General features: G+C 72.0%; 22 protein-coding genes. 11 read left to right on the top strand and 11 right to left on the bottom strand.

Features of this window, described 5'->3' with window-relative positions; all coding sequences use genetic code 11:
* The first annotated feature begins 123 nt into the window (after positions 1 to 123).
* Positions 124 to 1,476 (top strand): amidase, encoded by a 1,353-nt coding sequence (locus ABZ117_RS18870; protein ID WP_356822118.1) that lies wholly within the window; start codon positions 124 to 126, stop codon positions 1,474 to 1,476.
* 4 nt (positions 1,477 to 1,480) lie between these two features.
* On the opposite strand, the gene ABZ117_RS18865 is transcribed toward ABZ117_RS18870, so the two are convergent.
* Positions 1,481 to 1,966 (bottom strand): GNAT family N-acetyltransferase, encoded by a 486-nt coding sequence (locus tag ABZ117_RS18865; RefSeq protein WP_356822116.1) that lies wholly within the window; start codon positions 1,964 to 1,966, stop codon positions 1,481 to 1,483.
* Positions 1,967 to 2,023: 57 nt separating this feature from the next.
* A complete protein-coding gene (locus ABZ117_RS18860) occupies positions 2,024 to 2,197 on the bottom strand; it encodes a hypothetical protein (protein ID WP_356822114.1) in 174 nt (57 codons plus the stop codon).
* 492 nt (positions 2,198 to 2,689) lie between these two features.
* Here ABZ117_RS18860 and ABZ117_RS18855 point away from each other — a divergent pair, with 492 nt between their 5' ends.
* Entirely contained in the window at positions 2,690 to 3,085 is a 396-nt protein-coding gene (locus ABZ117_RS18855) for a hypothetical protein (RefSeq protein WP_356822112.1), read from the top strand.
* 184 nt (positions 3,086 to 3,269) lie between these two features.
* Here the strand turns inward: ABZ117_RS18855 and ABZ117_RS18850 are convergent, their stop codons facing one another.
* From ABZ117_RS18850 to ABZ117_RS18825, 6 genes are all read right to left on the bottom strand, one after another.
* Positions 3,270 to 4,751 (bottom strand): SDR family NAD(P)-dependent oxidoreductase, encoded by a 1,482-nt coding sequence (locus tag ABZ117_RS18850; RefSeq protein WP_356822279.1) that lies wholly within the window; start codon positions 4,749 to 4,751, stop codon positions 3,270 to 3,272.
* 159 nt (positions 4,752 to 4,910) lie between these two features.
* Positions 4,911 to 6,242, bottom strand: a complete 1,332-nt coding sequence (locus ABZ117_RS18845) for a wax ester/triacylglycerol synthase family O-acyltransferase (protein WP_356822110.1) — start codon at positions 6,240 to 6,242, stop codon at positions 4,911 to 4,913.
* Between the two features lie 144 nt (positions 6,243 to 6,386).
* Positions 6,387 to 8,708: a GH92 family glycosyl hydrolase gene (locus ABZ117_RS18840; protein ID WP_356822108.1), complete on the bottom strand. Its 2,322-nt coding sequence runs from the start codon at positions 8,706 to 8,708 to the stop codon at positions 6,387 to 6,389.
* Between the two features lie 126 nt (positions 8,709 to 8,834).
* The gene (gene glgC / locus ABZ117_RS18835) at positions 8,835 to 10,055 is read right to left on the bottom strand and encodes a glucose-1-phosphate adenylyltransferase (RefSeq protein ID WP_356822106.1); all 1,221 of its coding nucleotides are present in this window, start codon (positions 10,053 to 10,055) and stop codon (positions 8,835 to 8,837) included.
* A gap of 52 nt (positions 10,056 to 10,107) precedes the next feature.
* Positions 10,108 to 11,259, bottom strand: a complete 1,152-nt coding sequence (glgA, locus tag ABZ117_RS18830) for a glycogen synthase (RefSeq protein ID WP_356822104.1) — start codon at positions 11,257 to 11,259, stop codon at positions 10,108 to 10,110.
* 41 nt (positions 11,260 to 11,300) lie between these two features.
* The gene (locus ABZ117_RS18825; protein WP_356822102.1) at positions 11,301 to 12,068 is read right to left on the bottom strand and encodes a (2Fe-2S)-binding protein; all 768 of its coding nucleotides are present in this window, start codon (positions 12,066 to 12,068) and stop codon (positions 11,301 to 11,303) included.
* A gap of 227 nt (positions 12,069 to 12,295) precedes the next feature.
* On the opposite strand from ABZ117_RS18825, the gene ABZ117_RS18820 reads away from it, so the two are divergent.
* On the top strand, positions 12,296 to 13,603 hold the full coding sequence (locus ABZ117_RS18820; protein WP_356822100.1) for a DMT family transporter: 1,308 nt from the start codon (positions 12,296 to 12,298) through the stop codon (positions 13,601 to 13,603).
* Between the two features lie 61 nt (positions 13,604 to 13,664).
* Here the strand turns inward: ABZ117_RS18820 and ABZ117_RS18815 are convergent, their stop codons facing one another.
* Positions 13,665 to 14,828 carry a transglycosylase family protein gene (locus ABZ117_RS18815; RefSeq protein ID WP_356822098.1) on the bottom strand — a complete coding sequence of 388 codons (1,164 nt, stop codon included), beginning with the start codon at positions 14,826 to 14,828 and terminating at the stop codon, positions 13,665 to 13,667.
* Positions 14,829 to 15,134: 306 nt separating this feature from the next.
* On the opposite strand from ABZ117_RS18815, the gene gndA reads away from it, so the two are divergent.
* Positions 15,135 to 16,571, top strand: coding sequence for an NADP-dependent phosphogluconate dehydrogenase (gene gndA, locus ABZ117_RS18810; RefSeq protein ID WP_356822096.1), 1,437 nt, complete (start codon positions 15,135 to 15,137; stop codon positions 16,569 to 16,571).
* Between the two features lie 1,048 nt (positions 16,572 to 17,619).
* Here the strand turns inward: gndA and ABZ117_RS18805 are convergent.
* On the bottom strand, positions 17,620 to 17,964 hold the full coding sequence (locus ABZ117_RS18805; RefSeq protein ID WP_356822094.1) for a GNAT family N-acetyltransferase: 345 nt from the start codon (positions 17,962 to 17,964) through the stop codon (positions 17,620 to 17,622).
* A 33-nt stretch (positions 17,965 to 17,997) separates the two neighbouring features.
* Entirely contained in the window at positions 17,998 to 18,417 is a 420-nt protein-coding gene (panD, locus tag ABZ117_RS18800) for an aspartate 1-decarboxylase (protein ID WP_356822092.1), read from the bottom strand.
* 452 nt (positions 18,418 to 18,869) lie between these two features.
* On the opposite strand from panD, the gene ABZ117_RS18795 reads away from it, so the two are divergent.
* The 7 genes from ABZ117_RS18795 (at position 18,870) to ABZ117_RS18765 (ending at position 24,178) form a co-directional block, all read left to right on the top strand.
* Positions 18,870 to 19,388, top strand: coding sequence for a hypothetical protein (locus tag ABZ117_RS18795; RefSeq protein WP_356822090.1), 519 nt, complete (start codon positions 18,870 to 18,872; stop codon positions 19,386 to 19,388).
* A 57-nt stretch (positions 19,389 to 19,445) separates the two neighbouring features.
* On the top strand, positions 19,446 to 20,090 hold the full coding sequence (locus tag ABZ117_RS18790; RefSeq protein ID WP_356822088.1) for a Crp/Fnr family transcriptional regulator: 645 nt from the start codon (positions 19,446 to 19,448) through the stop codon (positions 20,088 to 20,090).
* 27 nt (positions 20,091 to 20,117) lie between these two features.
* Complete coding sequence (locus ABZ117_RS18785; protein WP_356822086.1) at positions 20,118 to 20,999, top strand: hypothetical protein; 882 nt, start codon at positions 20,118 to 20,120, stop codon at positions 20,997 to 20,999.
* A 256-nt stretch (positions 21,000 to 21,255) separates the two neighbouring features.
* Positions 21,256 to 22,389, top strand: a complete 1,134-nt coding sequence (locus ABZ117_RS18780) for a hypothetical protein (RefSeq protein WP_356822084.1) — start codon at positions 21,256 to 21,258, stop codon at positions 22,387 to 22,389.
* A gap of 15 nt (positions 22,390 to 22,404) precedes the next feature.
* The gene (locus ABZ117_RS18775; RefSeq protein ID WP_356822082.1) at positions 22,405 to 23,268 is read left to right on the top strand and encodes a hypothetical protein; all 864 of its coding nucleotides are present in this window, start codon (positions 22,405 to 22,407) and stop codon (positions 23,266 to 23,268) included.
* Positions 23,269 to 23,318: 50 nt separating this feature from the next.
* Positions 23,319 to 23,954: a hypothetical protein gene (locus ABZ117_RS18770; protein ID WP_356822080.1), complete on the top strand. Its 636-nt coding sequence runs from the start codon at positions 23,319 to 23,321 to the stop codon at positions 23,952 to 23,954.
* Positions 23,951 to 24,178 carry a hypothetical protein gene (locus ABZ117_RS18765; RefSeq protein WP_356822078.1) on the top strand — a complete coding sequence of 76 codons (228 nt, stop codon included), beginning with the start codon at positions 23,951 to 23,953 and terminating at the stop codon, positions 24,176 to 24,178. The genes ABZ117_RS18770 and ABZ117_RS18765 overlap by 4 nt, the downstream gene beginning before the upstream one ends.
* The last annotated feature ends 376 nt before the right edge of the window (positions 24,179 to 24,554 follow it).

Here is a 24,554-nt window from a genome sequence, read left to right as displayed (position 1 = left end):
CGAACCGTGCCGCCCGCTCGCGCCGCGCGCCGGACGGTCGTCCGGGCTCTCGACGTGCGGCACCCCGAACGGGCAGAGTTCTCCCTGCCCGTCTTCCGTACCGATCAGTAACGAGGAGCGCCCGTGAGCAGCTGGGCCGGCCGGACCGCTGTCGAGATCGCCGCCGCCGTCCGCGAGAAGCGGGTCACGCCCCGCGAGGTGGTGGCCGACCACCTCGCCCGGATCGACCGGCTCGACCGGCGGGTCGGCGCCTTCCGCAAGGTCCGGGCGAAGGCGGCGCTCGCCGAGGCCGACGAGGTGGCCTCCCGCGGCGACCTCGGCGAACTGCCGCTGGCGGGTGTGCCCTTGGCGGTCAAGGACAACCTGTCGGTGCGGGGCGAGTCGCACCGCGACGGCTCCGCCGCCACCCCGGACACCCCGGCCGCCGAGGACCACGTCACGGTGGCCCGGCTGCGGACGGCCGGCGCGGTGGTGGTGGGCCTGACGAACGTGCCGGAGCTGTGCGTGTTCGGCACCACGGAGGGCCCGTTCGGCACCGCCCGCAATCCGTGGGACCTCTCGCGCACGGCGGGCGGGTCCTCCGGAGGCAGCGCGGCGGCGGTCGCCGCGGGCCTGGTGCCGCTGGCGCTCGGCAACGACGGGATGGGCTCGCTGCGCATCCCGGCCGCGAACTGCGGGCTGGTCACGCTGAAGCCGGGGCACGGCGTGGTCCCGGCGGGGATCGGCAACGGCGACTGGTTCGGCATGTCGGAGAACGGCCCGCTGGCCACCACGGTCGGGGATCTGCGGCTGATGCTGGCGGTCCTCGCGGACGCGGGGTTCGAGCGCCGGGTGGAGCGGACGCCCCGGAGGGTCGCCGCCGCCGTGCGCAGCCCGCTCGCCGGGGTGAGCGTCAGCCGGCCGTACCGTACCGCGGTCCGGGAGGCCGCCGGCGTGCTGGCGCGGGCCGGGCACCAGGTGCGGCGGGCCGAGCCGCCGTACCCGCTGTCGCTGGGGGTGACGGCGCTCCAGCACTGGACGGCCGGGACGGCGGTGGACGCCGAGGGCCTGGACCGGGGTCGGCTGGCCCGCCGGACCCGGGTGCACGCGGCCGTGGGCCGCCGCTTCGTCGGCCCGGTCCGCACCGGCGACGCCCGCGAGCGGCTGCGCGCCCGGCTGACCCCCTTCCTCACCGCGTACGACGTCCTGCTCACCCCGGCGCTGGCCCGCCGTTCCCCGCAGGCCGGACCGTGGCACGAGCGCGGCTGGCTGCGCAACGTCCTCGCCAACACGGCGTATTCGCCGTTCACGCCGCCGTGGAACCTGACGGGCTGGCCCGCGATGTCCGTCCCGTTCGGCACCCTGCCCTCCGGCGCGCCGTGCGCCGTCCAGCTCGTGGGCCGCCCGGGCACGGAGGCCGTCCTGCTGGAGCTGGCGCAGGAACTGGAGGAGCTGAGCCCGTGGCAGCGGACGGCACCCGTGCCGGACCGGCCGTAGCGTCTCAGTCCAGGGCCCGGTACATGATGTGCAGGCCGACCGGGCCGTGCCGGGGGTGTTCGTACGCCTCCGGGACGGTGCCGAGGATGCTGAAGCCGAGGGAGGTCCAGAGCCCGACGGCCGGGTTCGTCTCGACCACGGCGTTGAAGACCATCGCACGGTAGCCGTGGGTCCGGGCCTCGGCCAGGACGTGCTCGGCGAGGGCGCGGCCGACGCCCCGGCCGGTGTGGTCCGGGTCGACCATGAAGCCGGCGTTGGCCACGCGGGCGGCGGGGCCGCCGTAGTTGGGGGTGAGGTAGGCGGAGCCGACCACGGCTCCGGCCGGGTCCTCGGCGACGTAGACCCGCTTGGCCGGGTTCATCCAGAGGGCGCGGGCGGCTTCCTCGGTGGTGTCCGGGTCCCAGGTGTAGGTCTCGGCGCCGGCGACGATCCGGTGCCAGAAAGGCCAGATGCGCGGCCAGTCCGCGGCCACGGCTTCTCTGATCGGCATGGGCGCGAGTCTGCCACGCCCATGCGTGCGGCGATCGCGACGGGTCCGGCCCGGGGGTCAGTCCACGCTCGGCAGGATGTGGGGCTCGGCGAGGTCGTCCTCGTAACCCGCGAGGCGGATCGGGGCGGACCGGGCCCACACGTCCAGGCTGCCGAGTTCTCCGGGCCGTCGGCCCGCGCGCTCCGAGCGTTCCTTGGGGCGCTGTTCGCGATTCGTCTTCTCCGGTGTCACCGCGCACTCCTTATGTGTCGGTCACCCTCGGGGCGTACCGGGCGGTCTGCGCTCCGGCGTTCGACGCCCGTTCGGGTCTGGTTGGAAGGCCAGTTCGGACGCGGTGGCGCCGGCATCTCAAGACAGAGCAGGCCGTTGTCGACCGGCTCACCCCAGGACGGACGATGGGTGTGGGTGGGACCCCGTACTGCTGTCCGTCCACCTCAGATTAACCAAATGAGCAGTCATCCGCTCGATAGGGAGTGAAAACATGGTGTAACCAATACGCTTCGCCCGGTTGCCAATACCCCTCAATATGAGGCTTCTTGACACAAAGCGCATCACTCGTGCGACGCGGTCAATCACCCACTCGGCCTACATCGGCGCACGCGCCGCCGGTTCGGCCCGCGTCCGCCCGTGCGGACCCGGCGCAGTTCAGGTGCCGTTGGCCGGGGGGCAAGCTCGTCATGCTCTGCTGGCGCGGCAACGGCTGACTCGCGAGAGGACTGACGCATGGAGCTGCGCAGCGTCGAGGAGCTGATGGATCTGCTGTACGCCGGCCCGCACCGGCACGCGCTGCGGACCGCGGCGCTGCTGCGCCGCGGCCGTCCCGCCGACAAGGAGCTCCAGGTGGCCGCCCTGGTGCACGGCATCGGGCCGTCGCTGGGCCCGGGCGACGAGACGGCGCGCGCCCGCAGGGCGGCCGGGGCGGTGCGCTCCCTGCTCGGGGAACGGGTGTACCGGCTGGTACGCGGGGAGGCGTTCCCCGCCGACGAGGACGTGCCGCGGCTGCGTCAGGCGGCCGAGGAGGCCCGGACGGCGGGCTTCGACGCGGGCGTACTGGAGGACTGGCGCACGGTTCTGGAGCTGGTGGCGGCCCGGCACGCGCGGCTCGGCGCGCTGGACTGACGGCCGTCCGCGCGACGGCCGTACGGGTGACGGCCGTACGGGTGACGGCCGTACGGGCGTCGGCCCTCGGGGTGACGGTCATCGGGGTGATGGCCGACGGGACGACAGCCGTCCGGGCGACAGCCGTCCAGGGGGCGGCCGTCCGGATGGCGGGTCCCGGTGCCGGGCACGGCACCGGCGCCGGTCACCACTTGCCGGGTGCGTAGTCCTTCATGAAGACGCCGTACAGGTCCTCGCCCGCCTCCCCGCGCACGATCGGGTCGTAGACGCGGGCGGCGCCGTCGACCAGGTCGAGGGGGGCGTGGAAGCCGGCCTCCGCGAGGCGCACCTTGTCCGGGTGCGGGCGCTCGTCGGTGATCCAGCCGGTGTCCACGGCCGTCATCAGGATGCCGTCCTTCTCGAACATCTCCTGGGCGCTGGTGCGCGTGAGCATGTTCAGGGCGGCCTTGGCCATGTTGGTGTGCGGGTGGCCGGCGCCCTTGTAGCCGCGGTCGAAGACGCCCTCCATCGCGGAGACGTTCACGATGTAGGTACGGGGGGACTTGGCGGCGGCCATCGCCGGGCGCAGGCGGCTGATGAGGATGAACGGGGCCGTGGAGTTGCAGAGCTGGACCTCGAGCAGCTCGACCGGGGTCACCTCCTCCACCGTCTGCACCCAGCTGTTGGTGTCGTGCAGGTCGGGCACCAGACCGCCGGCGTCGATCGCCGTACCGGCCGCGATGCGCTCCAGCGACGCCGAGCCGGAGACCAGCGCGAGGCCGGTGACGTCCTGGGCGGTCAGCGCGCCGCCGCCGGCGACCGGCAGCTGGGCGACCGCGCCGGAGCCGAAGGTGCCGATCACCTCGGCGGCCGGGAGTTCACCGGCGGGCAGCGGGGCGGACTCGGCGCCGAGCAGCTCGCTGTACGCCTGCGGGGAGCGCCGTACCGTCTGGGCCGCGTTGTTGATCAGGATGTCGAGCGGGCCCTCGGCGGTGACGGAGTCGGCGAGGGCGACGACCTGGGCGGGGTCGCGCAGATCGATGCCGACGATCTTCAGCCGGTGGATCCACTCGTCGCTGTCGGGCTGGGCCTTGAACCGGCGGATCGCGTCGTTCGGGAAGCGCGTCGTGATCGTGGTGTGGGCGCCGTCGCGCAGCAGGCGCAGCGCGATGTACATGCCGATCTTGGCCCGGCCGCCGGTGAGCAGGGCGCGCTTGCCGGTGAGGTCGGCGCGGGCGTCGCGCCGGGCGCGGTTCTCGTCGGCGCACCGCTGGCAGAGCTGGTGGTAGAAGTAGTCGACCTCGACGTAGCGCTGCTTGCAGATGTAGCAGGAGCGCGGGCGCTGGAGTATGCCCGCGATCCGGCCCTCGTCGACCTTGGAGGAGGGCAGGACGCCCTCGGTCTCGTCGTCGATGCGTTCGGCGGAGCCGGTGGCGGTGGCCTCGGTGACGGCGCGGTCGTGCGCCGTCTTGGCGGCCCGGCGCTCCTGGCGGCGGCGCTGCTTGACCGTGCGGTAGATGTGCGAGGTGGCCCGGCGCACCCTGATCGCGTCGGGGTGGTCGACGTCGAGCCGGTCCAGCTCCTCGAGCACGCTCAGGCAGACGGCCAGCCGCTCGGGGTCGATACCGGGCCCGTAGACCACCTCGTCCATGGAGGCGTCCGTGGGGACGTCCAGGGGGACCTCCATGGACGCAGACCCGTCCTCTGTCACCGTCATCGCGCTGCCGTTTCCCTGATCACCCGCGCAGCGCTCCGACTCGCGCCCGCTTTCGAACGGGGAATTTTACGGAGCGCACGGCCCCAGCACCAAATGGCCCGTTCCCGGCCGCCGCCCGCGGGCCCGGCCTCAGTGCCCGCAGACCCTCAGCAGCGTCTCCAGCTCGGCCGACACCGCGTGGGCGAACCGGTCGAGATCCGGCACGGCCTGGGCGTCGGCGACCAGCCCGTAGTGGACGTGCCCGCGGTACGTCGAGATCGCCACCGCCAGCGCCTGTCCGGGCGGGAGCGGAGCCAGCGGGTACACCTCGGTCAGCTCGTGGCCGCCGAGGCGCAGCCCGAGCCCCGGCAGCGGCACGCTGGTGACGAGGATGTCGAACCACAGCCGGGCCGCCTGGCCGACGAGGGGCCCGCCGAGCCGGTGCCCGAGCGCGGGAACGTGGTCGGCGAGCAGGGCGACCGCGCCGGCGCCCCGGTTGGGCCCCGCGTCCTTGTTGCGGACCATCGCGGTGCGCACGGTGCCGAGACGGCCGAGCGGATCGGGGTCGTGGACCGGAAGCGGTATCAGGTACCCGGACAGCCGGTTGCCCTGCGGATGCGCGGCGCGCGGGCGGCGCCGGGAGACGGGGATCAGCGCGCGGGGCGCCACGCCCTCGCTGCCGTCGCCGCGCTCCTCCAGCCAGCGGCGCAGGGCGCCGGCGACGACGGCGATGAGGACGTCGTTCACGGTGCCGCCGGCGCTCTTGCGCACCCGGTGCACGTCGTCGATGTCGAGGACGACCCCGGCGGTGCGGCGGGTGCCGCTGGGCGCGGAGGCCAGCGCGGAGGTCGGCCGCATGCCGAGGGTGGAGCGGACCAGCGAGGCGCCGATGTCCAGGGCCCGGCCCGCGTCGGACAGGGCGCCCCTGACCAGCTCGGGGACGAGTCCGGGCAGCCGGCGCACGTCGGACAGCAGGCCGCGCGGCGGCTCGGCGGGGCGGGGCGCGCGCTCGGGCAGCTCCACGGGGTCGAGGATGCCCGCGGCGAGCTTCAGCGCGCGCAGTCCGTCGGCGAGGGCGTGGTGGAACTTGAACAGCACCGCGAAGGACGTCCCGTCCTCGCCGGGCAGCACGTGCGCCTCCCAGGGCGGCCGCCCGCGTTCCAGGGGGCGCTCCATCAGCCGGCCGGCGGCGGCGTGGAAGTCGGCGGTCGGGGCGTGCAGCCGTACGTGGTCGAGCGGGTCGAAGTCGGGGGCGCTCTCCCGGGTGGCACCGCCGAAGGCGAGCGGCTGCCAGACGTCGCGGATGCGCATGCGCAGGCCGGGCACGGCGGCGGCGCGGACAGCCAGCAGGTCGGCGGCGTGGGCGCCGGCGGTGGGCGAGTGTGCGGCGAAGAGGCCGAGCGCGCCGAGGTGCATGGGGTGCCGGTCGGACTCCATGTTCCAGAAAGCCAGGTCGAGCGGGGCGAGCAGGTCGGACGTCACGGGCTTTCCTCACGCGTCGACGACGGGTGACCAGAAGTCAAACCCCGGCGGACGATTACGGTCAAGCGCGATCACATTACTTCAAGTAACCGTCGGGTGGCGGCCCGCCCCTCCGGAAGGGACGGGCCGCAGGACACGCCGGGGTCACCGCAGGGCGGGCGGCGCCGCACCGGGTGACGTACCCCACCCTGACGGGCGCGGGCCGACCGTGAACGCCAGGGAGCGCAGGGAGCGCAGGGCCCCGGTCGTCAGATAGGTCCGGCGGTGGGGTGCGCCGTCGGTGCGGACGGCCTGGACGTAGCGGTCGGTGACCGACGTACCGGGCGCGCGCACGGTCAGCCGGCCGCGCGGCCAGTAGGAGCGGTCCAGGGTCAGGTCGACGCGGTCGAAGACCGGCGTGGTCAGGCCCCAGGTGTCGTAGCCGGGCTGGACCGGGAAGAGCCCGATGGACGACAGGACGTTCCAGGCGGACATCGTGCCGAGGTCGTCGTTGCCGGTGATGCCGGTGGGGCTGTCGGTGAACAGGGTCAGCGCCGCGTGCACCACGTCCGTGGTCTTCCAGGGCTGCCCGGTGGACAGGTACGTGTACGGAGCGATCAGGTCCGGTTCGTTCTGCGGGTTGTATGTGGCCGCGTTGTAGTAGGCGTACGGGTCGCCGTGCACCCAGACCTCGCGGGCGGTCCGCTCCGGGTCGGCGAGCAGCCGGTCGTAGGCGAAGAAGGCGTCCAGGCGGTCGTTGGCCGCGCGGGTGCCGCCGATCAGTCCGGTCACGCCGGGCAGGTCCTGCGGGACGAGCCACTGGTACTGCCAGGCGGTGCCCTCGTGGAAGCCGGTGCCCCGGGCGGGGTCGGCCGGGCCGGTGAAGGCGCCGGAGGAGTCGCGGGCGCGGAAGAAGCCGGTGGCCGGGTCGAAGATGGTGCGGTAGTTCCGCGAGCGGGCCGCGTAGCGGGCGGCGTCGGCGTCGTGGCCGAGACCGCGGGCCATCTGGGCGAGCATGGCGTCGGCGAGGGCGTACTCCAGGGTGACGGAGGCGCCGTGGTGGTAGTCGGAGTCGCCCATCTTGGCGTACGGGCGGCCCTTGACGTAGGGCGCGAAACCATGGGCGAGGTACTCGGCCTCGGCCTCCCGGCCGACGCCCGGGTACGCGGCGGGCGGCACTCCGTCGGCGTTCTTCCTCAGGGCGCGGTAGGCGCGCTCCTCGAAGCCCTTCAGCAGCCCCATGTGGTAGGCGGTGGTCAGGAACGGGGTGACCGGGTCGCCGGTCATGATGTTCGTCTCGACCGGGCCGTAGCCCCACTTGGGCAGCCAGCCGCCGTCCTCGTCGATCGCGACCACCGACCGGGCCATGTCGCGGGCCTCGCGCGGGGCGAGCAGGGCGAGGAGCTGGGCCTGGGTGCGGTAGGTGTCCCACAGCGACCAGTTCTGGTAGTACGTGAAGCCCCGGGCGCGGTGCGGGCGGCGGTCCCAGCCGAAGTAGCGGCCGTCGGCGTCGCTGCCGACGTTCGGCGCGAGGTACGACCGGTACAGCGAGGAGTAGAACGTCCGGCGGAGCGTGGTCGTGCCGCCCCGCACGCGGACGGCCGCGAGCCGGTCCTCCCACTCCTCGCGGGCACGGTGGCGTACGGCGTCGAAGGGCCGGCCGCCCTCGGCCCGCAGGTTCCCGGCGGCGCCCCGCGCGTCGACGTACGACAGAGCGGTGGTCGCCTCGACGGTGCGGTCCCCGGTGGTGTCGAAGCGGACGTAGGCGCCACCGTGTCCGGTGCGGGCGCCCGGGGTGACGTCCTGGCCGTCCCAGGTGCCGTAGGCGGTGAAGGGCCGGCTGAACCGGGTGACCGTGTAGACGGTGTACGGGCCGGTGTCCCGGCAGAAGCCGTGCCCGGTGATCTCCGTGCGCACGGTGTGGTCGTCGAGGATCTCCACCGCGCTGCCGACGGGCCTGTGCAGCGACTGGGCGGCGTTCAGCAGGACATTGGCCTTGCGGGTGGCCGGGAAGGTGTAGCGCTGCACACCGGTGCGGGCGGTCGCGGTCAGTTCGGCGCGGATGCCGGAGGCGAGACCCACCCGGTAGTAGCCGGGGCTCGCCTCCTCGTCGTCGTGGGAGAAGGCCGCCGCGTACCGGGCGTAGTCCGTCTCGGTGACGTCACCGGTGGTGGGCAGCACGGGCAGGTCGCCGCCGATGCGGCAGCCGACGCCCGACAGGTGGACCAGGGAGAAGCCGCGGACACGATCGTGCGCGTAGTCGTAGCCGGTGCTGTGCCCGGTGTCCGGCGAGAGCTGCACCATGCCGAAGGGCACGGCCGCGCCGGGGAAGGTGTTGCCCTCGTTCTGGGTCCCGATGAAGGGGTTCACCAGATCGGTGAGGTGGCCGTCGGTCCGCTGGGCGGCCCGTGCGGCGGGGGTGGCGACCAGCGCGGACGCCGCCATCACCCCGGCCAGACACAGCCGCGTGCGCCGGGTCCCTCTCATGTCGGATGACCTCCGAAGGTTCGACATCGTTGCCTGCATCGTGAAGGGCGAACGGCGTGAACCCGGGCATTGCCGTCGGGACGGCGCGGAACGCGTCGCGGGAACCGCGGTCTGACGGGGCGTCGGTCAGGGGACCCGCTGCCCCTTGCCCAGCGCGATGACGCCCTCCTTGGAGACGGTGTACAACTCGGCGTCCCGCTCCGGGTTGACGCCGATGGTCGCGCCCGGCGGGACCTCCACGTTCTTGTCGAGGACCGCGCCACGGACCACCGCGCCCCGGCCGACGTGCACGTTGTCGTGCAGCACCGAGCCCTGGACGACCGCGCCCGGATCGACGCGTACACCGGGTGAGAGCACCGAACGGCTGACCTGGCCGCGGATCAGGCAGCCCGCGCTGATGATGGACTCGCTCGCGATGCCGCCCGCGTTGAACCGGGCCGGGGAGAGCTGGTACGAGTGGGTGTAGATGGGCCACTGGCGGTTGTACAGGTTGAAGGCCGGGCGCTCGGCGATCAGGTCCATGTGCGCCTCGTAGTAGGCGTCCAGGGTGCCCACGTCCCGCCAGTAGCCCTGGTCGCGGGTGGTCTCGCCGGGCACGTGGTTGTCGCTGAAGTCGTACAGCAGGGCCTCGCCGCGCGCGGTGAGCTGGGGCAGGATCGAGCCGCCCATGTCGTGCACGGACTGCGTGTCCTCGGCGTCCCGGTGCAGCGCCTCGATCAGCGCCTTGGTGGTGAAGATGTAGTTGCCCATCGAGGCGAACACGCACCCGGGGTCGTCCGGCAGGCCCGGCGGATCGGCGGGCTTCTCCAGGAAGCGTTCCACCGTGACCCCGTCCGACCCCGGCGTGATCACCCCGAACGACGAGGACTGCGCGCGCGGCACCCGGATGCCGGCCACCGTCACTCCCGCGCCGCCGTCGATGTGCTGCGCGAGCATCTGCCGCGGATCCATGCGGTAGACATGGTCGGCGCCGAACACGGCCACGTAATCGGGCTGTTCGTCGTGGACCAGGTTCAGGGACTGGAGGAGCGCGTCGGCGCTGCCCAGGTACCAGCGCGGACCGAGCCGCTGCTGGGCCGGGACCGGGGTGACGTAGTTGCCGAGCAGGCTCGACATACGCCAGGTGGTGGTGATGTGCCGGTCCAGCGAGTGCGACTTGTACTGGGTCAGCACACAGATGCGCAGCACGTCGGCGTTGACCAGGTTGGACAGGACGAAGTCGACCAGGCGGTACGTGCCGCCGAAGGTGACCGCCGGTTTGGCGCGGTCCGCGGTGAGCGGCATCAGGCGCTTGCCCTCGCCGCCCGCCAGCACGATCCCGAGCACGGAAGGCCCTCCACGACGCATGCCCGCTCCCCTCAGCCCTGGTTGAAACCATGGTTGCCCCGAGCCGGCCGGACTAAGCCTCCTTGAGGATCTCCTCGTACAGTCCCGCCGTGCGGCGGGCCACCGCGTCCCAGCCGAACTCGCCCACCGCGCGCGCCCGTCCGGCCTCCCCCATCCGCCGGGCCGCCGCCGGGTCACCGAGCACGGCGTCCAGCGCGCCGGCGAGCCCGGACTCGAAACCGTCGTCCACGTCGACCAGCAGGCCGGTGCGGCCGTCGTCCACGACCTCGGGGATGCCGCCCACCCGGGACGCGACGACCGGCGTGCCGCAGGCCATCGCCTCCAGATTGACGATGCCGAGCGGCTCGTACACCGAGGGGCAGGCGAACACGGCCGCCCGCGTCAGGAGTTGGATCACCTCCGGGCGCGGCAGCATCTGCGGGATCCAGAACACGCCCGACCGGGCCCGGCTCAGCTCCTCGAACAACTCGCGGAACTCCCGGTCGATCTCCGGGGTGTCGGGCGCGCCGGCGCACAGCACCACCTGGACGCCGGGGTCGATGTCCCGTACGGCGCGCAGCAGATGGGGGACGCCCTTCTGCCGGGTGATCCGGCCGACGAACAGGACGTAGGGACGCGCGGGGTCGATGCCGTGCCGGGTGAGGGCGTCGGTGCCGTTGTCGGGGCGGTAGAGCCGGGTGTCGATGCCGTTGCGCACGACGTGGACCCGGGCCGGGTCCAGCGCCGGGTAACAGGACAGGACGTCCTCCCGCATGGCGCCCGAGACGGCGATCACCGCGTCGGCGGCCTCGATAGCGGTGCGTTCGGCCCAGCCCGACAGGGCGTACCCACCCCCGAGTTGCTCCGCCTTCCAGGGGCGCAGCGGCTCCAGCGAGTGGGCGGTGACGACGTGCGGGACGCCGTACAGCAGCTTGGCGACATGGCCGGCCAGATTGGCGTACCAGGTGTGCGAGTGGACGAGTTCGCGGCCATCGAGGGCGGCGGCGATGGCCAGGTCCACGGAGAAGGTGCGCAGCGCGTCGTTGGCTCCGTCGAGGGCGGACCAGGGACGGTGGCGTACCACACCGTCGCCGCGTCCCTCGCCCCAGCAGTGCACCTCCAGGTCCACCAGCGAGGCCAGCTCGCGGGCGAGGAACTCGACATGGACACCGGCGCCGCCGTACACGTCCGGGGGGTACTCCCGGCTCAGCAGTCCCACTCGCACCCGACAACCCCCTGGTCTCGGTGGCACGTTCTCCCCCATGGTCACCCAGATGCGGCGCGCGGGGAAGAGCGCGGGAGGCGGGTGAGGCAGCAGTCACCGCACAGTCCGCCACCGGGGACGCGGTAGTACAGGCAGCAGCTGCGGCGGCGGAAGGCCGTGCCGGCGCGGGCACCGGTGGCGCGCAGCAGGGGGTGGGTGAACAGTTCGCCGGTCAGCGCGCGGGCCCGTTCCGCGGCGTCGGTACGGCCGTGGGAGCGGGCCCAGCGGGCCAGTTCGCGGGCCGTCGCGGCGAGCGCGGAACCGGCGTTGCCCCGCAGGAGGCCGGCGGCGACGCCGTAGCGGGCCCGCAGGGCGGCGCCCAGGGGTTCCAGGTGGGCGTCGAGGACGGCGGCGGCGACGGTGCCCGCGTCGCCGGGCAGCGCGCGCACCCCGGTGAGCCACAGGTCGTCGGGCGCCGAGGCCAGAGGGTCCCAGCGCAGCAGACCCGGGTCCAGGGAGGGGAGCCGGCCGTACAGCACGGCGCAGCCCAGCGCGGCCGACCACAGCCGGGCGGCCAGCCCCTGCTGGGCGAGGGAGGCGGCGACCCGGGGTTCGGCGGTCCGCAACCGGGCCCCGACGGTGGCGACACGCAGCGTCAGCGCGTCATGGCGGCCGTCCGGGGCCACCCCGTCGTAGGCCTCGGCGAGGGTCGGGAGCCGGTGCGGGCCGCCGCCGCCCCCGGCCGCGGCCGCAGGCGGGGGCGGGAGGGTGTGCAGGACGAAGAAGCCGCCGAGGGAGCGGAGCGCGGCGAGATCGGGGGCGAGGTCCACGACAGCCACTCCTACCAGGTGCGTTCCCGGGCCGGCCGCGCGGGGCCGGATCGTTCCTCACCCTGCCAGAGGATGACCGGCCGGGTGCCTACTCCATCGGTAGTAGGACGTATTGAGGCCTCAGGTACGACGACGGGGCCGGCGCCACCCGGCAGAGTGTTCGTCATGGAAGCCGACCGCCCGTCACGCCGGGTCCGCAACCCCCGCCGTACGCGCGGCAGACGCCGATGAGCGCCCTGGCGCTGTCCGTGCTCCTGTCGCTCGTCTCCGCCGTCGCCTACGCGGGCGGGGCCATCGTGCAGGAACAGGTCGCGGTGTCCGCCCCGCACGAAACGTATCTGCCGCTGCGCCGCCCGGGCTGGTGGGGCGCGCTGGCGCTCAACGGTCTCGGCGGCGTGCTGCACGTCGTGGCGCTGGCCTGCGGTCCGCTCAGCCTCGTCCAGCCGCTGGGCGCGCTGACCATCGTCTTCGCGCTGCCCCTGGCCGCGCTGTGCGTCGGCCGCCGGGCGGGCGCCACGGCCTGGCGTGGCGCTCTCATGGCCACGGTGGGACTCGCCGGGCTGCTGTCCCTGGTCGGCACCTCCGGCGCCCACTCCCTCACCCCGGCCCAGCGGGTGGCGGCCGCCCTGGTCACCGGCGGGGCGGTGGTGGCCCTGATGTGCGCCGGCCTGGCCGCGCACCGGCATCCGGCCATGCGCAGCGTCCTGCTCGCCACCGCGTCCGGCATCGCGTTCGGCATGTCGTCGGTGTTCACCAAGACCGTCGCCGTGGACCGGACCCAGGGCTTCGGCCCGGCCGACCTGGCCTCGCTCGCGGCGGTCTGCCTGTTCGCGGCCGCCGGCGTGCTGCTGTCCCAGGCCGCCTACCGGGGCGGCGGACTCACCGCTCCCCTGGCCACGCTGACGGTCGTCAACCCGGTGCTGGCCGCCGTGGTGGGCGTCCTGATGTTCGGCGAGACGTTCCGCCACGGCGGCACGGGCACGGTGCTCGCGCTGGCCTGCGCGGTGGTGACGGCGGGCGGCCTGGTCATGCTGACGACGGAACGGATGGGGGGCACATCGGTGCCGGGCGGGGCGGTGCCCGGCGGGGCGGTGCTCGGCGAGGTGGCTGGGGGTATGGGGGCGTTCACCGAAGAGGATGCGACTGAAGGCGCATCGGCCGAGACGGCTCCCGGCGGGCGGGCGTCCGCCGAGACCGCTCCCGGCGTGAGGGCGCTCGCCGAAACGGCTGCGGGGGTGCGGGCGCTCGCCGAGGCGGCTCCGGTAGTGGGGGCGTTCGCCGGGACGTCGTCGTCCGCCGGGGGCGCGTCGGTGCGGGACGCGGCGGAGGGGCTCGTCGTCGTACCGCGGCAGCGCACGGTGGAGCCCGGTGCCGGGACGGCCGGGCCGGCTCCGCGTGAGCTTCCCGGGCCGGGTTCGGGCGGCAGCGGGACGGACCCCGGCGGTGCGCTGCCCGCGCCGTACACGCCGCTGCGCGGGGGCGTGCGGGTGCCGCTGCCGGTACTGGACCGGCAGCGCACGCGCGTCGGTTCCTGACGCGCGTGCGGCGAGTGCGGCGAACCGGTGAGTGGTGCCGCGCCCACTGCCGTGCCGCGTGTCAGATTCTGACGCCGCCCGCCCGGAGGTAGGCGAGCGGGTCGATGTCCGAGCCGAAGCCCGGACCCGTCCGCACCTCGAAGTGCAGGTGCGGGCCCGTGACGTTGCCGGTGGCGCCGGAGCGGCCGAGGCGCTGGCCCGCGCCGACGCTCTGGCCGGCCCGCACGGAGATCGCCGACAGGTGGGCGTACTGCGTGTAGCGGCCGTCGGCGTGCCGGAGCACCACCTGGTAGCCGTACGAGCCGCCCCAGCCGGCGGACACCACGTGCCCGGCCGCCGCCGCCTTCACGGAGGTGCCGGTGGGCACGAGGAAGTCGACGCCGGTGTGGTAGCCCTTCGACCAGTGGGAACCGGCCACGTGGTAGCCGGTGCCGACGGACGCGGTCACCGGGGCGACGAGCGCGTGCCGGGTCGGGGGCGTGCCGGGGTGGTGCGTGGTGCGATGCGGCGGAGGCGTCTTCTTCCTCGGGGCCTCGGGCGGCGCGGTCCGGGTGCGGGTGCCGCTCAGGCTGAGCCGCTGGCCGGGCACGATCAGGTCGGGATCGGTGCCGATCGTCGTGCGGTTGCCCGCGTACAGCGTGCGCCAGCCGCCCCGCACCTGGTGGTCGCCGGCGATGCCGGAGAGCGTGTCGCCGTGCACCACCGTGTACATCTCGGCGCGGCCCGCGCGGGACTGCGGAGTGGTCTGCGGGCGTACGTCCCGTACGTCCCTTACGGAGCCGGACGAGGGGCGGGACTGGGCGGGGTGGGTCGAGACGGTCTCCGTGCGCACGTCGGGGCTGCCGCCGCCGCGGGTGAGCCCGGCGGACCCCGAGCACACGGGCCAGGCGCCCGGCCCCTGTCCGTCGAGGACCTTCTCGGCGACGGCGATCTGCTGGTCCCGGGTGGCCAGGTCGGCGCGCGCCGCGTAGTGGGTGCCGCCGTACGCCTCCCAGGTGGACCGGGTGAACTGGAGGCCGCCGTAGAAGCCGTTGCCGGTGTTGATGCTCCAGTTCCCGCTGGACTCGCACGCGGCGACCTTGTTCCAGGTGGCCACGTCGGCGGCGCTCGCGGTGCCGGCGGCGACCAGCGGGATCGCGAGGCCGGCACCGCCCGCCGTGACGGTGAGTGATGCGCGGTTGATCCTGTTCGGCTGGTACCGGCGGTGCCGGCCGCGTGCGGCCATGTCCGAAGTCCCCTCGGCATGCGTCAGGAGGTGCGTCAGAGGTGCGTCAGAAGGTGCGTCAGGAGGGGCAAAAGTAAGTGCGGCGAACTGGCCATGACAAGACGCGATTTCGGCCGCCCGGTTCCGGAGAGTGGCCGGTAACGTCCCCTGCCCGGGCAGACGGGCCGGTGAGTGAGGCGGAAGGCGCCGTCGCCACGTACACATGCGTGGCGGGTCGCAAGTGCGCTCGCCGTAGCGGCACGTCAGGATGAGCGAGGGCCCGTACTGACGGAGCCGTAGTCACGAGGCAACCAGGGAGCAGGCGGTATGAGCACTTCAGCGCAGATCGGTGTCACGGGCCTGGCGGTCATGGGCCGCAATCTCGCCCGGAACTTCGCGCGCAACGGTTACACGGTCGCCGTGCACAACCGTACGGTGTCGCGCACCCGGGCGCTGGTGGAGGAGTTCGGGCACGAGGGCGACTTCGTCGCGGCCGAGACCGCCAAGGACTTCGTGGCGGCCCTGGAGCGCCCGCGCCGCCTGGTCGTCATGGTCAAGGCGGGCGAGCCGACGGACGCCGTCATCCAGGAGTTCGCTCCGCTCCTGGAGCCCGGTGACATGATCATCGACGGCGGCAACGCGCACTTCGCGGACACGCGCCGCCGGGAGCGGGAACTGCGCGAGCACGGCATCCACTTCGTCGGCACGGGCATCTCCGGCGGTGAGGAGGGCGCGCTGCACGGGCCGAGCATCATGCCGGGCGGGTCGGTCGAGTCGTACGGGTCGCTGGGCCCGATGCTGGAGAAGATCTCCGCCAAGGCCGCCGACGGGGCGCCGTGCGTGACCCACGTGGGCCCGGACGGTGCGGGGCACTTCGTGAAGATGGTGCACAACGGCATCGAGTACGCCGACATGCAGCTGATCGGTGAGGCGTACCAGCTGCTGCGCGACGTCGCCGGATACTCCCCCGCGCAGATCGCCGACATCTTCCGCACCTGGAACACCGGCCGGCTCGACTCCTACCTGATCGAGATCACCGCCGAGGTGCTGTCCCACGTGGACGCCGGCGGTGAGCCGTTCGTGGACGTCGTCGTCGACCAGGCCGAGCAGAAGGGCACCGGCCGCTGGACCGTGCAGATCGCCCTGGACCTGGGCGTGCCGGTGTCGGGCATCGCGGAAGCGGTGTTCGCCCGCTCGCTGTCGGGCCACGCGGCGCTCCGGGAGGCCTCGCGGGGGCTGGCCGGTCCGAAGCCGACGCCCCTCGGCGAGTCGGATGCGGCGGCCTTCGCCGACCGGGTCGAACAGGCGCTGTACGCGTCCAAGATCGTGTCGTACACGCAGGGGTTCCACGAGATCGCCGCGGGCAGCGAGGAGTACGGCTGGGACATCGACCTCGGTGAGGTCGCCTCCATCTGGCGCGGCGGCTGTATCATCCGGGCGGCCTTCCTGGACCGCATCCGGGCCGCGTACGACGCCCGGTCCGACCTGCCGAGCCTGCTGTCGGACGAGACGTTCGCACGGGAGATCGCCGCCGCGCAGGACGACTGGCGCGAGGTGCTCGTCGCGGCGACACGACAGGGAGTACCGACCCCGGGCTTCGCGGCGGCGCTGGCCTACTACGACGCCCTGCGCGCCGAACGCCTGCCGGCCGCCCTGACCCAGGGCCAGCGCGACTTCTTCGGCGCGCACACGTACCGCCGGGTGGACCGGGAGGGCGCGTTCCACACGCTGTGGGGCGGGGATCGGTCTGAGGTTTCGGCTTAGGGGGCGGGGTCGGGGGGTGGTTCAGGGGGCGCGTCAACGGGAGGCTCGGTTGTCGACCGGGAGCGCGTCAACGGGGGCGCGTCAACGGGGGCGCGGTCGTGGGGTGGGTTTGTCAGTGGGGGCCGCGAACCGGCCGGGGGCCGCGTACCTACGGGGGGTGCCGCCTACCTACGGGGGTGCCAAGTACTCGCTGGGCGAGCGGCCCGGGTGGGGAGAGTGCGCACCGGCGGGGTCGGGTGGTCGTCGACGGTAGGGGTGACCGCGGGGCTGAGCGCAGACGGAGGCGGCGCCGGAGCGCTGCGCCGCTGCGCCGGATTCCTACGGGCGGAACGGGGCGGGACGGCGATACGGCCGCCGCTCGATGCGGGACCGCTCGCCTGATGGCGGGGCGCGACGGCCGTGACGCGACCGCGGCACGCGCCGCGGCAGGCGGGCCGGCGGCAGGCGGGCCGGCGGCCGGGCCGGCGACTCCATGACGACGGCAGGCCGGCGCTGGCCCTCCCGCAGGCCGAAAGCTCGCCTGCGGGAAACCGAGCGGCCGCCTGACGATGGCCACTCGGGCCACTCGGGCCGCCCGGTTCCCCACGCCCGCGAAGGCGCCGACGCGTGCCGAGGTGTCGTCAGGTGAGGGGTGGACCTGGTTCGGGGTTCGGCACCGGTTCCGGGCCCGGCGGGATCGGGGACGGGGAGGGGTCCGGTGGCCCGGGCGGGCCGGGGTGGGGCGGAACCGGCGGCGGGGTCGGGTCGGGGCCCGGCGCGGGCGGTGCCGGTTCCGGACCGGGGCCCGGCGGGGCGGGCTGGGGGCTCGGTTCGGGGTTCGGGACCGGGCTGGGGTACGGATCCGGCGGGGTCGGGCCCGGGCCGGGTGTCGGACCGGGCGGAACCGGGTCGGGATACGGGTTCGTCATCGGTGTTGTCCTCCGGCAGTCACGAAGCGTCGCCTCTGGACTTGTCCCCCGCCTACCCGACGACCGGCCCGGCACTCACCCGACGGCAGCACCGAACGGGTCCAGGTGGGTGGCCGGGACCACGGGAACCGCCGGCCCGCTCAGAACCGTCCCGGGTGCGCGCGCAGCCAGTCCTTCGCGGCCGACAGAAGTTCCGGGTCGGCCGGCGGGGCGACGTCGGGGTGGCGTTCGGCCCACTTGACGACGTACGGGCACAGCGGGGCCACGGGGACGTCCTCGCGCTCGGCGAGGGCGTACAGCTCGCGGGCGAGCGATCCGGCGATGCCCTTGCCCTCGTGGGCGGGCTCGACGATGGTGTGGACGGGGACCAGGGCGCGTGCGGGCGACTCCAGGACGAAGTACTCGATGCGGCCGACGACTTCACCGCCGCCGAGGGCCTCCAGGCGGCCGGCCGCCCGGTCGTCACGAATCTCGGTGTCACCCATGGGCACGCTCCTGGTCGTGGTCCGCGCGGCCGGTCAGGCCTGGACGGCCTGGGGGCTGCGCTGCTGGTCGGAGCCGGGTACCGGCTCCGACGGATCGGCGCCGAGGGACACGATCCGGTTGCCGGCGTCGACGTGCACGACCCGGGGCCGCAGCTCGCGTGCCTCGGCGTCGGTGACCTGAGCGTAGCTGATGATGATCACCAGGTCGCCGGGACGGACGAGGTGGGCCGCCGCCCCGTTGATCCCGATGACCCCGGAACCACGCTCGCCCTCGATGACGTACGTCTCCAGCCGGGCGCCGTTGGTGACGTCGACGATGTGCACCAGCTCCCCGGGCAGCAGGTCGGCGGCGTCGAGCAGCTCGGCGTCGATGGTCACCGATCCCACGTAGTGCAGGTCGGCCTGGGTGACGGTGGCGCGGTGGATCTTGGACTTGAACATCGTGCGCAGCACTTTGGACTCCTGGAAGACGGCTCCCTGCCTGCTTTGTGCAGGTCAAGGGCGGTCTTCACTCTACACGGGCACGCGTCGAAGTCGACGATTATGAGGAACATCGCTTGTCATTGGTGACAGGGCTCCTGCCTGGGCTTCGGCGCCAACCAGGCTGTTGTGGCGCCACCGACCAGACGCCCGTTCGGACAGCCTCTCAGGATGTTCGGGAACTGATGCTGACCAGATGCTGACTTACCTGACGATGCGCCAGGTATGCGCTTCGTCGAGCATGGAGCCACTCTCCGCATCGACCTAGAAGTCGTTCAACGCACCCGGCAGCCCGGGCTGCATCCGCTCCCGGCTCCCGACTGTGACCGATCGATCGCGACCACTGCCACCTGGTGGGCAGTTGCGTTCCGGCCGCCTGCCCAGACTGCTACTCCAAGCCGCAAGGCAACGAAAAGGAGAAGGCAGTGGAAGCATCCGAGCCGCAGAACGTCCCACTGCACGTCTCAACGACAACCGGTGTGCGCCCGAGTGGCGAAGACAGGATGTTCGTCGAGGTGCAGCGTGCGGATACGAAAGCAACTGCACTGAGCGGAGTCACCGGTGCACTACTTGCGATCACGGCGGGGACGGCACTGTCCACACCCGTCAACTCGTCGCGCATGCTCAGCGTGGCCATGGCGCTGGTGGGCACACTGCTCGGGGCAGCCCTGGTATCGGCACTGATGGCCCTGCGCCCCATCTTCCCGAAGGACGACGGGCTCGTTTGGCGGGAGGAGTTCGTCGGCGGACGTAGCGCAAGCAGGCACTCGTCGGCACCCGTCCCGCGACGCCCGGCGAACTGCAACGAGTTACCGGAACGTGAGGCCGCTCTGACCACCCTCGCGCGCCGTAAGTTCCGGGCGATCAAGGTGGCCGTCGATCTAACCGTGGCCGCAATCAGTGTGGCCGGATTGGTCCTGTTGCTCACCTTCCTCGCGTCCTGAGAATCTCACCCTATATGAGTTGGTCCCTACGTTTGGGGGGATATGTATCACTCGCACATGGCAGTGATCGGCGAGAGTCTGTGGTCGCAGCTGCGTGGCCTCGCCCCCATGCGGGTGCGCCCGGCCCGCAGTGTCCTCCTGCGGCAGGGGGATCCCGGCACCCATGTGGTCCTTCTAGCTTCGGGGTCGACCCTCGTGGCACTGACGGGGTCGAATGGGGAACGGGCCCTGCTCGCGGTACGCGGCCCTGGTGAGCTGCTCGGCGAACTGGCCGTCCTTGATGCGCAGCCCCGCTCGGCTTCTGTGATCGCCGCGGAATCCTGCCACGTGCACCTCATTCCGGCCCCCGATTTTCTTTCCTTTGTCGAGAGCAACAGCCTGCTCAACCCGTTGCTGCGCCATGCGATCGCGCGGGTCAGGGAGTCCGAGGCCGTCAGGCTCGAACTCGCCACCGCATGTGTTCCCGTACGCCTGGCCGGCGCCCTGCGCCGGCTTGTGGATGCGGCTTCGACGAATCAGCCAGCGGTCAGTGTCCGACTGACTCAGGAAGAGCTCTCCCAGATGATCGGTGCGTCCCGCAACGCCGTCGGTGCGGCGATCAAGCCGTGGCGGGAAGAGGGCTGGCTGGAGACGGATCCGGGTGGCGGACTCCTGATCCACGACATTACATCGATCGCGGCCCACGCCCGCAGCACGATGTGACCGGCCGCACCCGGGTGGTGCCCAGTAGTGGGCACCAGAGCGCGCCCGGGCCGATCAGCATGGGGCACTCGATTCCTCCGTCGTGACCGAAAGGTCGGTGACAGCATGCCCCTTGCCTCACCTTCGTCCGTCGAAGTGCCTCCGGAGCAGGCACTCCTGGCCGTGGACATGCAGGGCTACAGCCAGATCCGGGAAGCGAAGATGGCACCGGTCCGTTCCGACCTGGACGACGTCCTCACCAATGTGCTGGCCCACGTTGGGCTGCAGGACCCACGAGACCGGCCCGGTACGTTCAAGGACACCGGTGACGGGGCCATCTTCGTCATGCCAGCCAAGGACATCGCACGGCTGGTCGACCCGCTACTGGAACACCTGCACACAGCGCTCGTCCGGTACGACCGTGAACGACTCGCCAGCGCACCGGCGATCCGATTGCGTGCCGCTGTGCACGTCGGACCGCTCTCCCTGCCCGACCACCGTGGCGACGCCATCAACGAGGTCTGCCGACTGCTCGACAGCCAGGTCGTGCGCGCCGGCCTCACCGTGGCCCGGGAGCACCGGGGCGGCTTTCTGGCCGCCGTCGTCTCAGAGTCGGCGTTCCGGCGGACCGTCCGTGCGGGACGCACGCCGGACCTCGACGAGGAACGCTTCCTCCGCGCCACGGCGCGGGTGCACGGCAAGGCGTTCGAGGAGCCGTGCTGGCTGTTCGTACCTCAGATGACACCGCAATCCGTCGCCCCGCTCATCAACCCGGAACCGCTCGGAGGTGGGGGTGGAACAGCTGCGCCGACGCCGTCGGCCGGCCCAAATAACCCGCCCGGCGCCGTCTTCCAGTTCAACGGCGAAATGACCGACACCACCGTGATCAACAAGGTCGGGACGATGCGCATCGACCGGCGCCGGATCTGACCCTGCCTGTGCCCGTAGCACCCCTGCCGCCTCGAAAGAAACCAGAAAGCGCATGTCCGATGATCGTCCCCTTTTTCCGCCCCGCCCTCCCGGCGAGCCCGAGTCTCCGTTGAAGGGAGCTGACGGCATGGCTCCGTGGCCGCCAAACCCAAGCAGTAACGCTACTGAAGGCACGGAGGCCGCTGGTGGAGGCCGGGTCGACCCGGCAGCCTTCGTCGTGCCCCCCGTACCGGACACCAGGCCGACGCCGATCACGGTGAACCGTCCGGAGTTTTTCGTCAACCACGCCGACAGGATCATCAACGAGACCCGCAAGCAGGGAATCCTCGAAGGCCCCACTCTTCCTCGTCACCGGATCAAGCAGGAGCCGATCGTCCGCGAAGGCCAATGGGCCGAGACGTGGCAGCAGGCTCTGGATCCGGCGGGGTTACACCCGCGAAAGCACGTATTGATCATCGTCGCCCCTCGGTCGTACGGATCGACCACCCTAGCCCTGCACCTCCTCGCCCGGCACACGGACGAGGACACCGACATCGTGAAACTGGACGCGGACTGGAAGACGCCCAAAGTGGGCTGGCTTCCCGCCGAGGAACGCCACGCCTACCAGGTCGACCTCAAGGACCCCGACAACGACCGGGTCTCGGCCGATTTTCTCACCATGCTCGAAGAGCATGCCGGGCTTCTGGAAAGACTGGGCTCCTACCTCGTCCTGAACGTGGCCAAGGACCTCTGGACTGATCACTACATCGCGGTCCAGTCAGGCATTCACGTCGTCCATCTCAACGAGCCGCCGCCGGCCCAGAGTGTCGTGGAGGCCCGGCTGCGGGCTCGCAAGGTCCCCGGCCTGATTGCCTACCTTCACTCCGTCGACAAGACCAAGGCTTCGCTAAGCCGTCTCGATGCCGTGGAAGCGGTCCGCATGGCGGACTCCGTCGTGCTCGCGTGGCGGGAACACGAGCGGCTGACCGATTCCTCGCTCCCCATGGACGTCCCATCGTCGTGGTCCGCGCTTGATGCCGGGCTTGCCGAACGAGTCACATCCGCCCTGTCTGACTGGCGGGACAAACTCGACATCCTGTTCGGAGAGACGGTCTCCGTGCACGGAGGCAAGGACACGTCGCTGCCGCTGGAGGACCGCTGCCTCCTCCTGGCCCTCGCTGTGCACCAATCCGCTCCAATGCCCGTAGTGGCCAGAGCCGCAAGGGACCTGCAGCAAATCATCAGCGCCGACGCCGCCGGCGGGAGCGGCTTCGCCTCGACGACAAGTGCAGCGTTCGCCAGCCGCGGGTTGCGCCGCCGTGTCGTCGATGCCGGCGCCGGAGTTGGCAGCCACGACGAGGTCGTCTTCGATCAACCAGGCTACGGCAGGGCCGTCCTGACCTACGTCTAGGACAACTATGAGGTCATGCGCGATCCCTTACTGAAGTGGCTTATGTCCGGGGACGGCAGCGAGGCGAGCGAGCATGTCGTGGATGCCATCGCCGCTCTGACCTTGCGGCACGGGAACCTCAACCACCTCGTACAACTCGGCACCCAGACCTATCCGGTGCAGGAGGAACTCCTCAGCGCCCTCTTGGTCCAGGCAGTGCAGGACGAGCATATCGGCCGCCAAGCGTGGGGCATTCTGTACGGCTGGGCATCAGGCAAGGAACGTGCGACTACGGTGGTGACCGCCTGCCGACAGGTCCTGAACTCCCCGGATGTCACGTCTTCTCAGGCCAGGATGGCTATGGTCCGGCTGCGGCGAGCCGCCAACAGCGGGCACGAATCAGCCTGGTCTGAGGCTGTCAAAGCCTTCGTCGAGCAGGCGCAGCACCCCGCCGGGGTGGCCCGGCTCATCGCCGAGGTGCGCGCATGGCAGCAGTCGGGTCGATCTCAAGGTGCAGGCACTGCGGCCTTCCTGGCCCTGATGTCCGTGCCGGGCACTACCACCCCGTGGCTGCTGTCCGATGAAGTCCCGTCCGAAGTGGACGTGAAGCGGGCACTGCAGGACCTGTTGGGGGACATCGCCAGGGCGCCGGACGCCATCAACCGCCTCACCGCATGGATCAGGCAGTCGGCGGCCGACCCCGACACCTACGCCCGCGTCCGCGACGGGTTGCTGCCCGTCCTGCGCGGCCAGAAGATCTTCAAGGCTTCCGTGAGCCTGATGCAGGCACTGGAGCACGTCTCAGTCGACGGGGAGACGAACGCGGCCAACGACTTCTGGGACCGTCTCGTGGACCCGCGCGTCCGCACGGTGATTCAACTCAACAGGGATCCGGCGTGAGGTGGTTCTGGCAGCGCCGGGCCCGCACGATCCACTGCACCCAGCCACGGATGCTCCGCAGTGACACCCCCGGTATCCATTTCGAGGCCACGTTCACGATCGAGTGGCGCCCCGCGCTACGGACCCGGCCCAATCTCGAAGACCTCGTACTCAGCCGGAGCCTAGCGCGGGCCGGCGAGGTCGCGCAGCTCTTCCCAGCCGTAGAGGTGCGCACCGCGCAGGACACCATCAACGCCGAGCTCGGCGCCTCGGAACACACCCGCGCCACCGAGTACCGGTGTCTGGCTGCCCGTGTGGAACTGGCGCTCTCGAAGAGCGCACGGGAGGATCTTGCTCAGCAGCAGGCGGACGAGGCACGGGTACGGCGGCTGCGGTTCCTACGCACGAACCTGTACGAGCAGCCCGACCTCTTCGTGCTCGACCGGATCGAGCGGCAGGGCGATTGGCCGGGCGCTGAGCAGGTTGCCGAATGGCAGCGCCTGTCGCGGTGGATGGTCGCGGCTGACGAATGGTGGCAGCCCATGCTCGACCAGTGGGAAAAGGTCGGCCAGGGCTTCAACGACATTGAGCTGCAGAACCGGGCCATGCTTGCGCTCTGCGATGCGCTCCAGAAACTCAAGGGCGATGACGCGTCGGACGACTCCTCCGTCCCTTCTCCTGGTGCCGCGGAAGGGCGGCGCAAATGAGCCTGGCCCTGTGGCGGATCTTCCTGGACCCTCTCTCTTCCTGGCGTGCGCTTCGCCTGCGACGCGAAGCGGGCGGCCACCTGTCATTCGATGCGGCCTGGCGGCAGGCACGGATGCAGGCTGCGCCGGACGAGATGGTCTACCGGCTGCGCGGTCATCAGTTCCCCATCGAGGACGAGGGAGATCCTGCGCAACCCGAGGGAAAGACGTACCGCCGTCTGTAAGTACCTCTATCGCGTTCCAGGCCCCGCTCTCACGCACATGTTCAGATGCCGGACTGCGGCGGACTCAATCGGACCGAGAAAGCGCGGGCGCGGACCACCGCAGATGTACCGAGTCCACGGCTACGGGATTCATGGAAAGGCCGGACTCTGCCTGCCAAGAAGTCATCATCTCGGCCGGCAAATCGGACGCATCCCTCCCAGCTTACGCATCCTCAGCGGCGTCGTCGCGCTCGCCCCGGATCCGCTGTAGGTCAGTGCGCCGTGATCGGCCTGCAGCCTTGGCTATGGCGCCTCGAACCACCTCGCCCAGCTCAAACCGGTCGTGCTCTTCGCCGCCTACGGCTACCGGGGGAACGGACGCCGAAGCAGGCCAGAA

The sequence above is a fragment of the Streptomyces sp. NPDC006309 genome (assembly GCF_040613095.1).
Classification (GTDB): domain Bacteria; phylum Actinomycetota; class Actinomycetes; order Streptomycetales; family Streptomycetaceae; genus Streptomyces.
Note: the sequence above shows the minus strand (reverse complement) of the source record. Positions and strands in the feature narration are given on the sequence as shown.

What these genes read in the sequence shown, in the direction of transcription:
- ABZ117_RS18865 (WP_356822116.1), bottom strand. Translation starts at nt 1,966, where the DNA reads ATGCCGATCAGAGAAGCCGTGGCCGCGGACTGGCCGCGCATCTGGCCT.
- ABZ117_RS18855 (WP_356822112.1), top strand. Translation starts at nt 2,690, where the DNA reads ATGGAGCTGCGCAGCGTCGAGGAGCTGATGGATCTGCTGTACGCCGGC.
- ABZ117_RS18850 (WP_356822279.1), bottom strand. Translation starts at nt 4,751, where the DNA reads ATGGAGGTCCCCCTGGACGTCCCCACGGACGCCTCCATGGACGAGGTG.
- ABZ117_RS18840 (WP_356822108.1), bottom strand. Translation starts at nt 8,708, where the DNA reads ATGAGAGGGACCCGGCGCACGCGGCTGTGTCTGGCCGGGGTGATGGCG.
- glgC (WP_356822106.1), bottom strand. Translation starts at nt 10,055, where the DNA reads ATGCGTCGTGGAGGGCCTTCCGTGCTCGGGATCGTGCTGGCGGGCGGC.
- ABZ117_RS18820 (WP_356822100.1), top strand. Translation starts at nt 12,296, where the DNA reads ATGAGCGCCCTGGCGCTGTCCGTGCTCCTGTCGCTCGTCTCCGCCGTC.
- ABZ117_RS18815 (WP_356822098.1), bottom strand. Translation starts at nt 14,828, where the DNA reads ATGGCCGCACGCGGCCGGCACCGCCGGTACCAGCCGAACAGGATCAAC.
- gndA (WP_356822096.1), top strand. Translation starts at nt 15,135, where the DNA reads ATGAGCACTTCAGCGCAGATCGGTGTCACGGGCCTGGCGGTCATGGGC.
- ABZ117_RS18805 (WP_356822094.1), bottom strand. Translation starts at nt 17,964, where the DNA reads ATGGGTGACACCGAGATTCGTGACGACCGGGCGGCCGGCCGCCTGGAG.
- ABZ117_RS18790 (WP_356822088.1), top strand. Translation starts at nt 19,446, where the DNA reads ATGGCAGTGATCGGCGAGAGTCTGTGGTCGCAGCTGCGTGGCCTCGCC.
- ABZ117_RS18775 (WP_356822082.1), top strand. Translation starts at nt 22,405, where the DNA reads ATGCGCGATCCCTTACTGAAGTGGCTTATGTCCGGGGACGGCAGCGAG.
- ABZ117_RS18770 (WP_356822080.1), top strand. Translation starts at nt 23,319, where the DNA reads ATGCTCCGCAGTGACACCCCCGGTATCCATTTCGAGGCCACGTTCACG.
- ABZ117_RS18765 (WP_356822078.1), top strand. Translation starts at nt 23,951, where the DNA reads ATGAGCCTGGCCCTGTGGCGGATCTTCCTGGACCCTCTCTCTTCCTGG.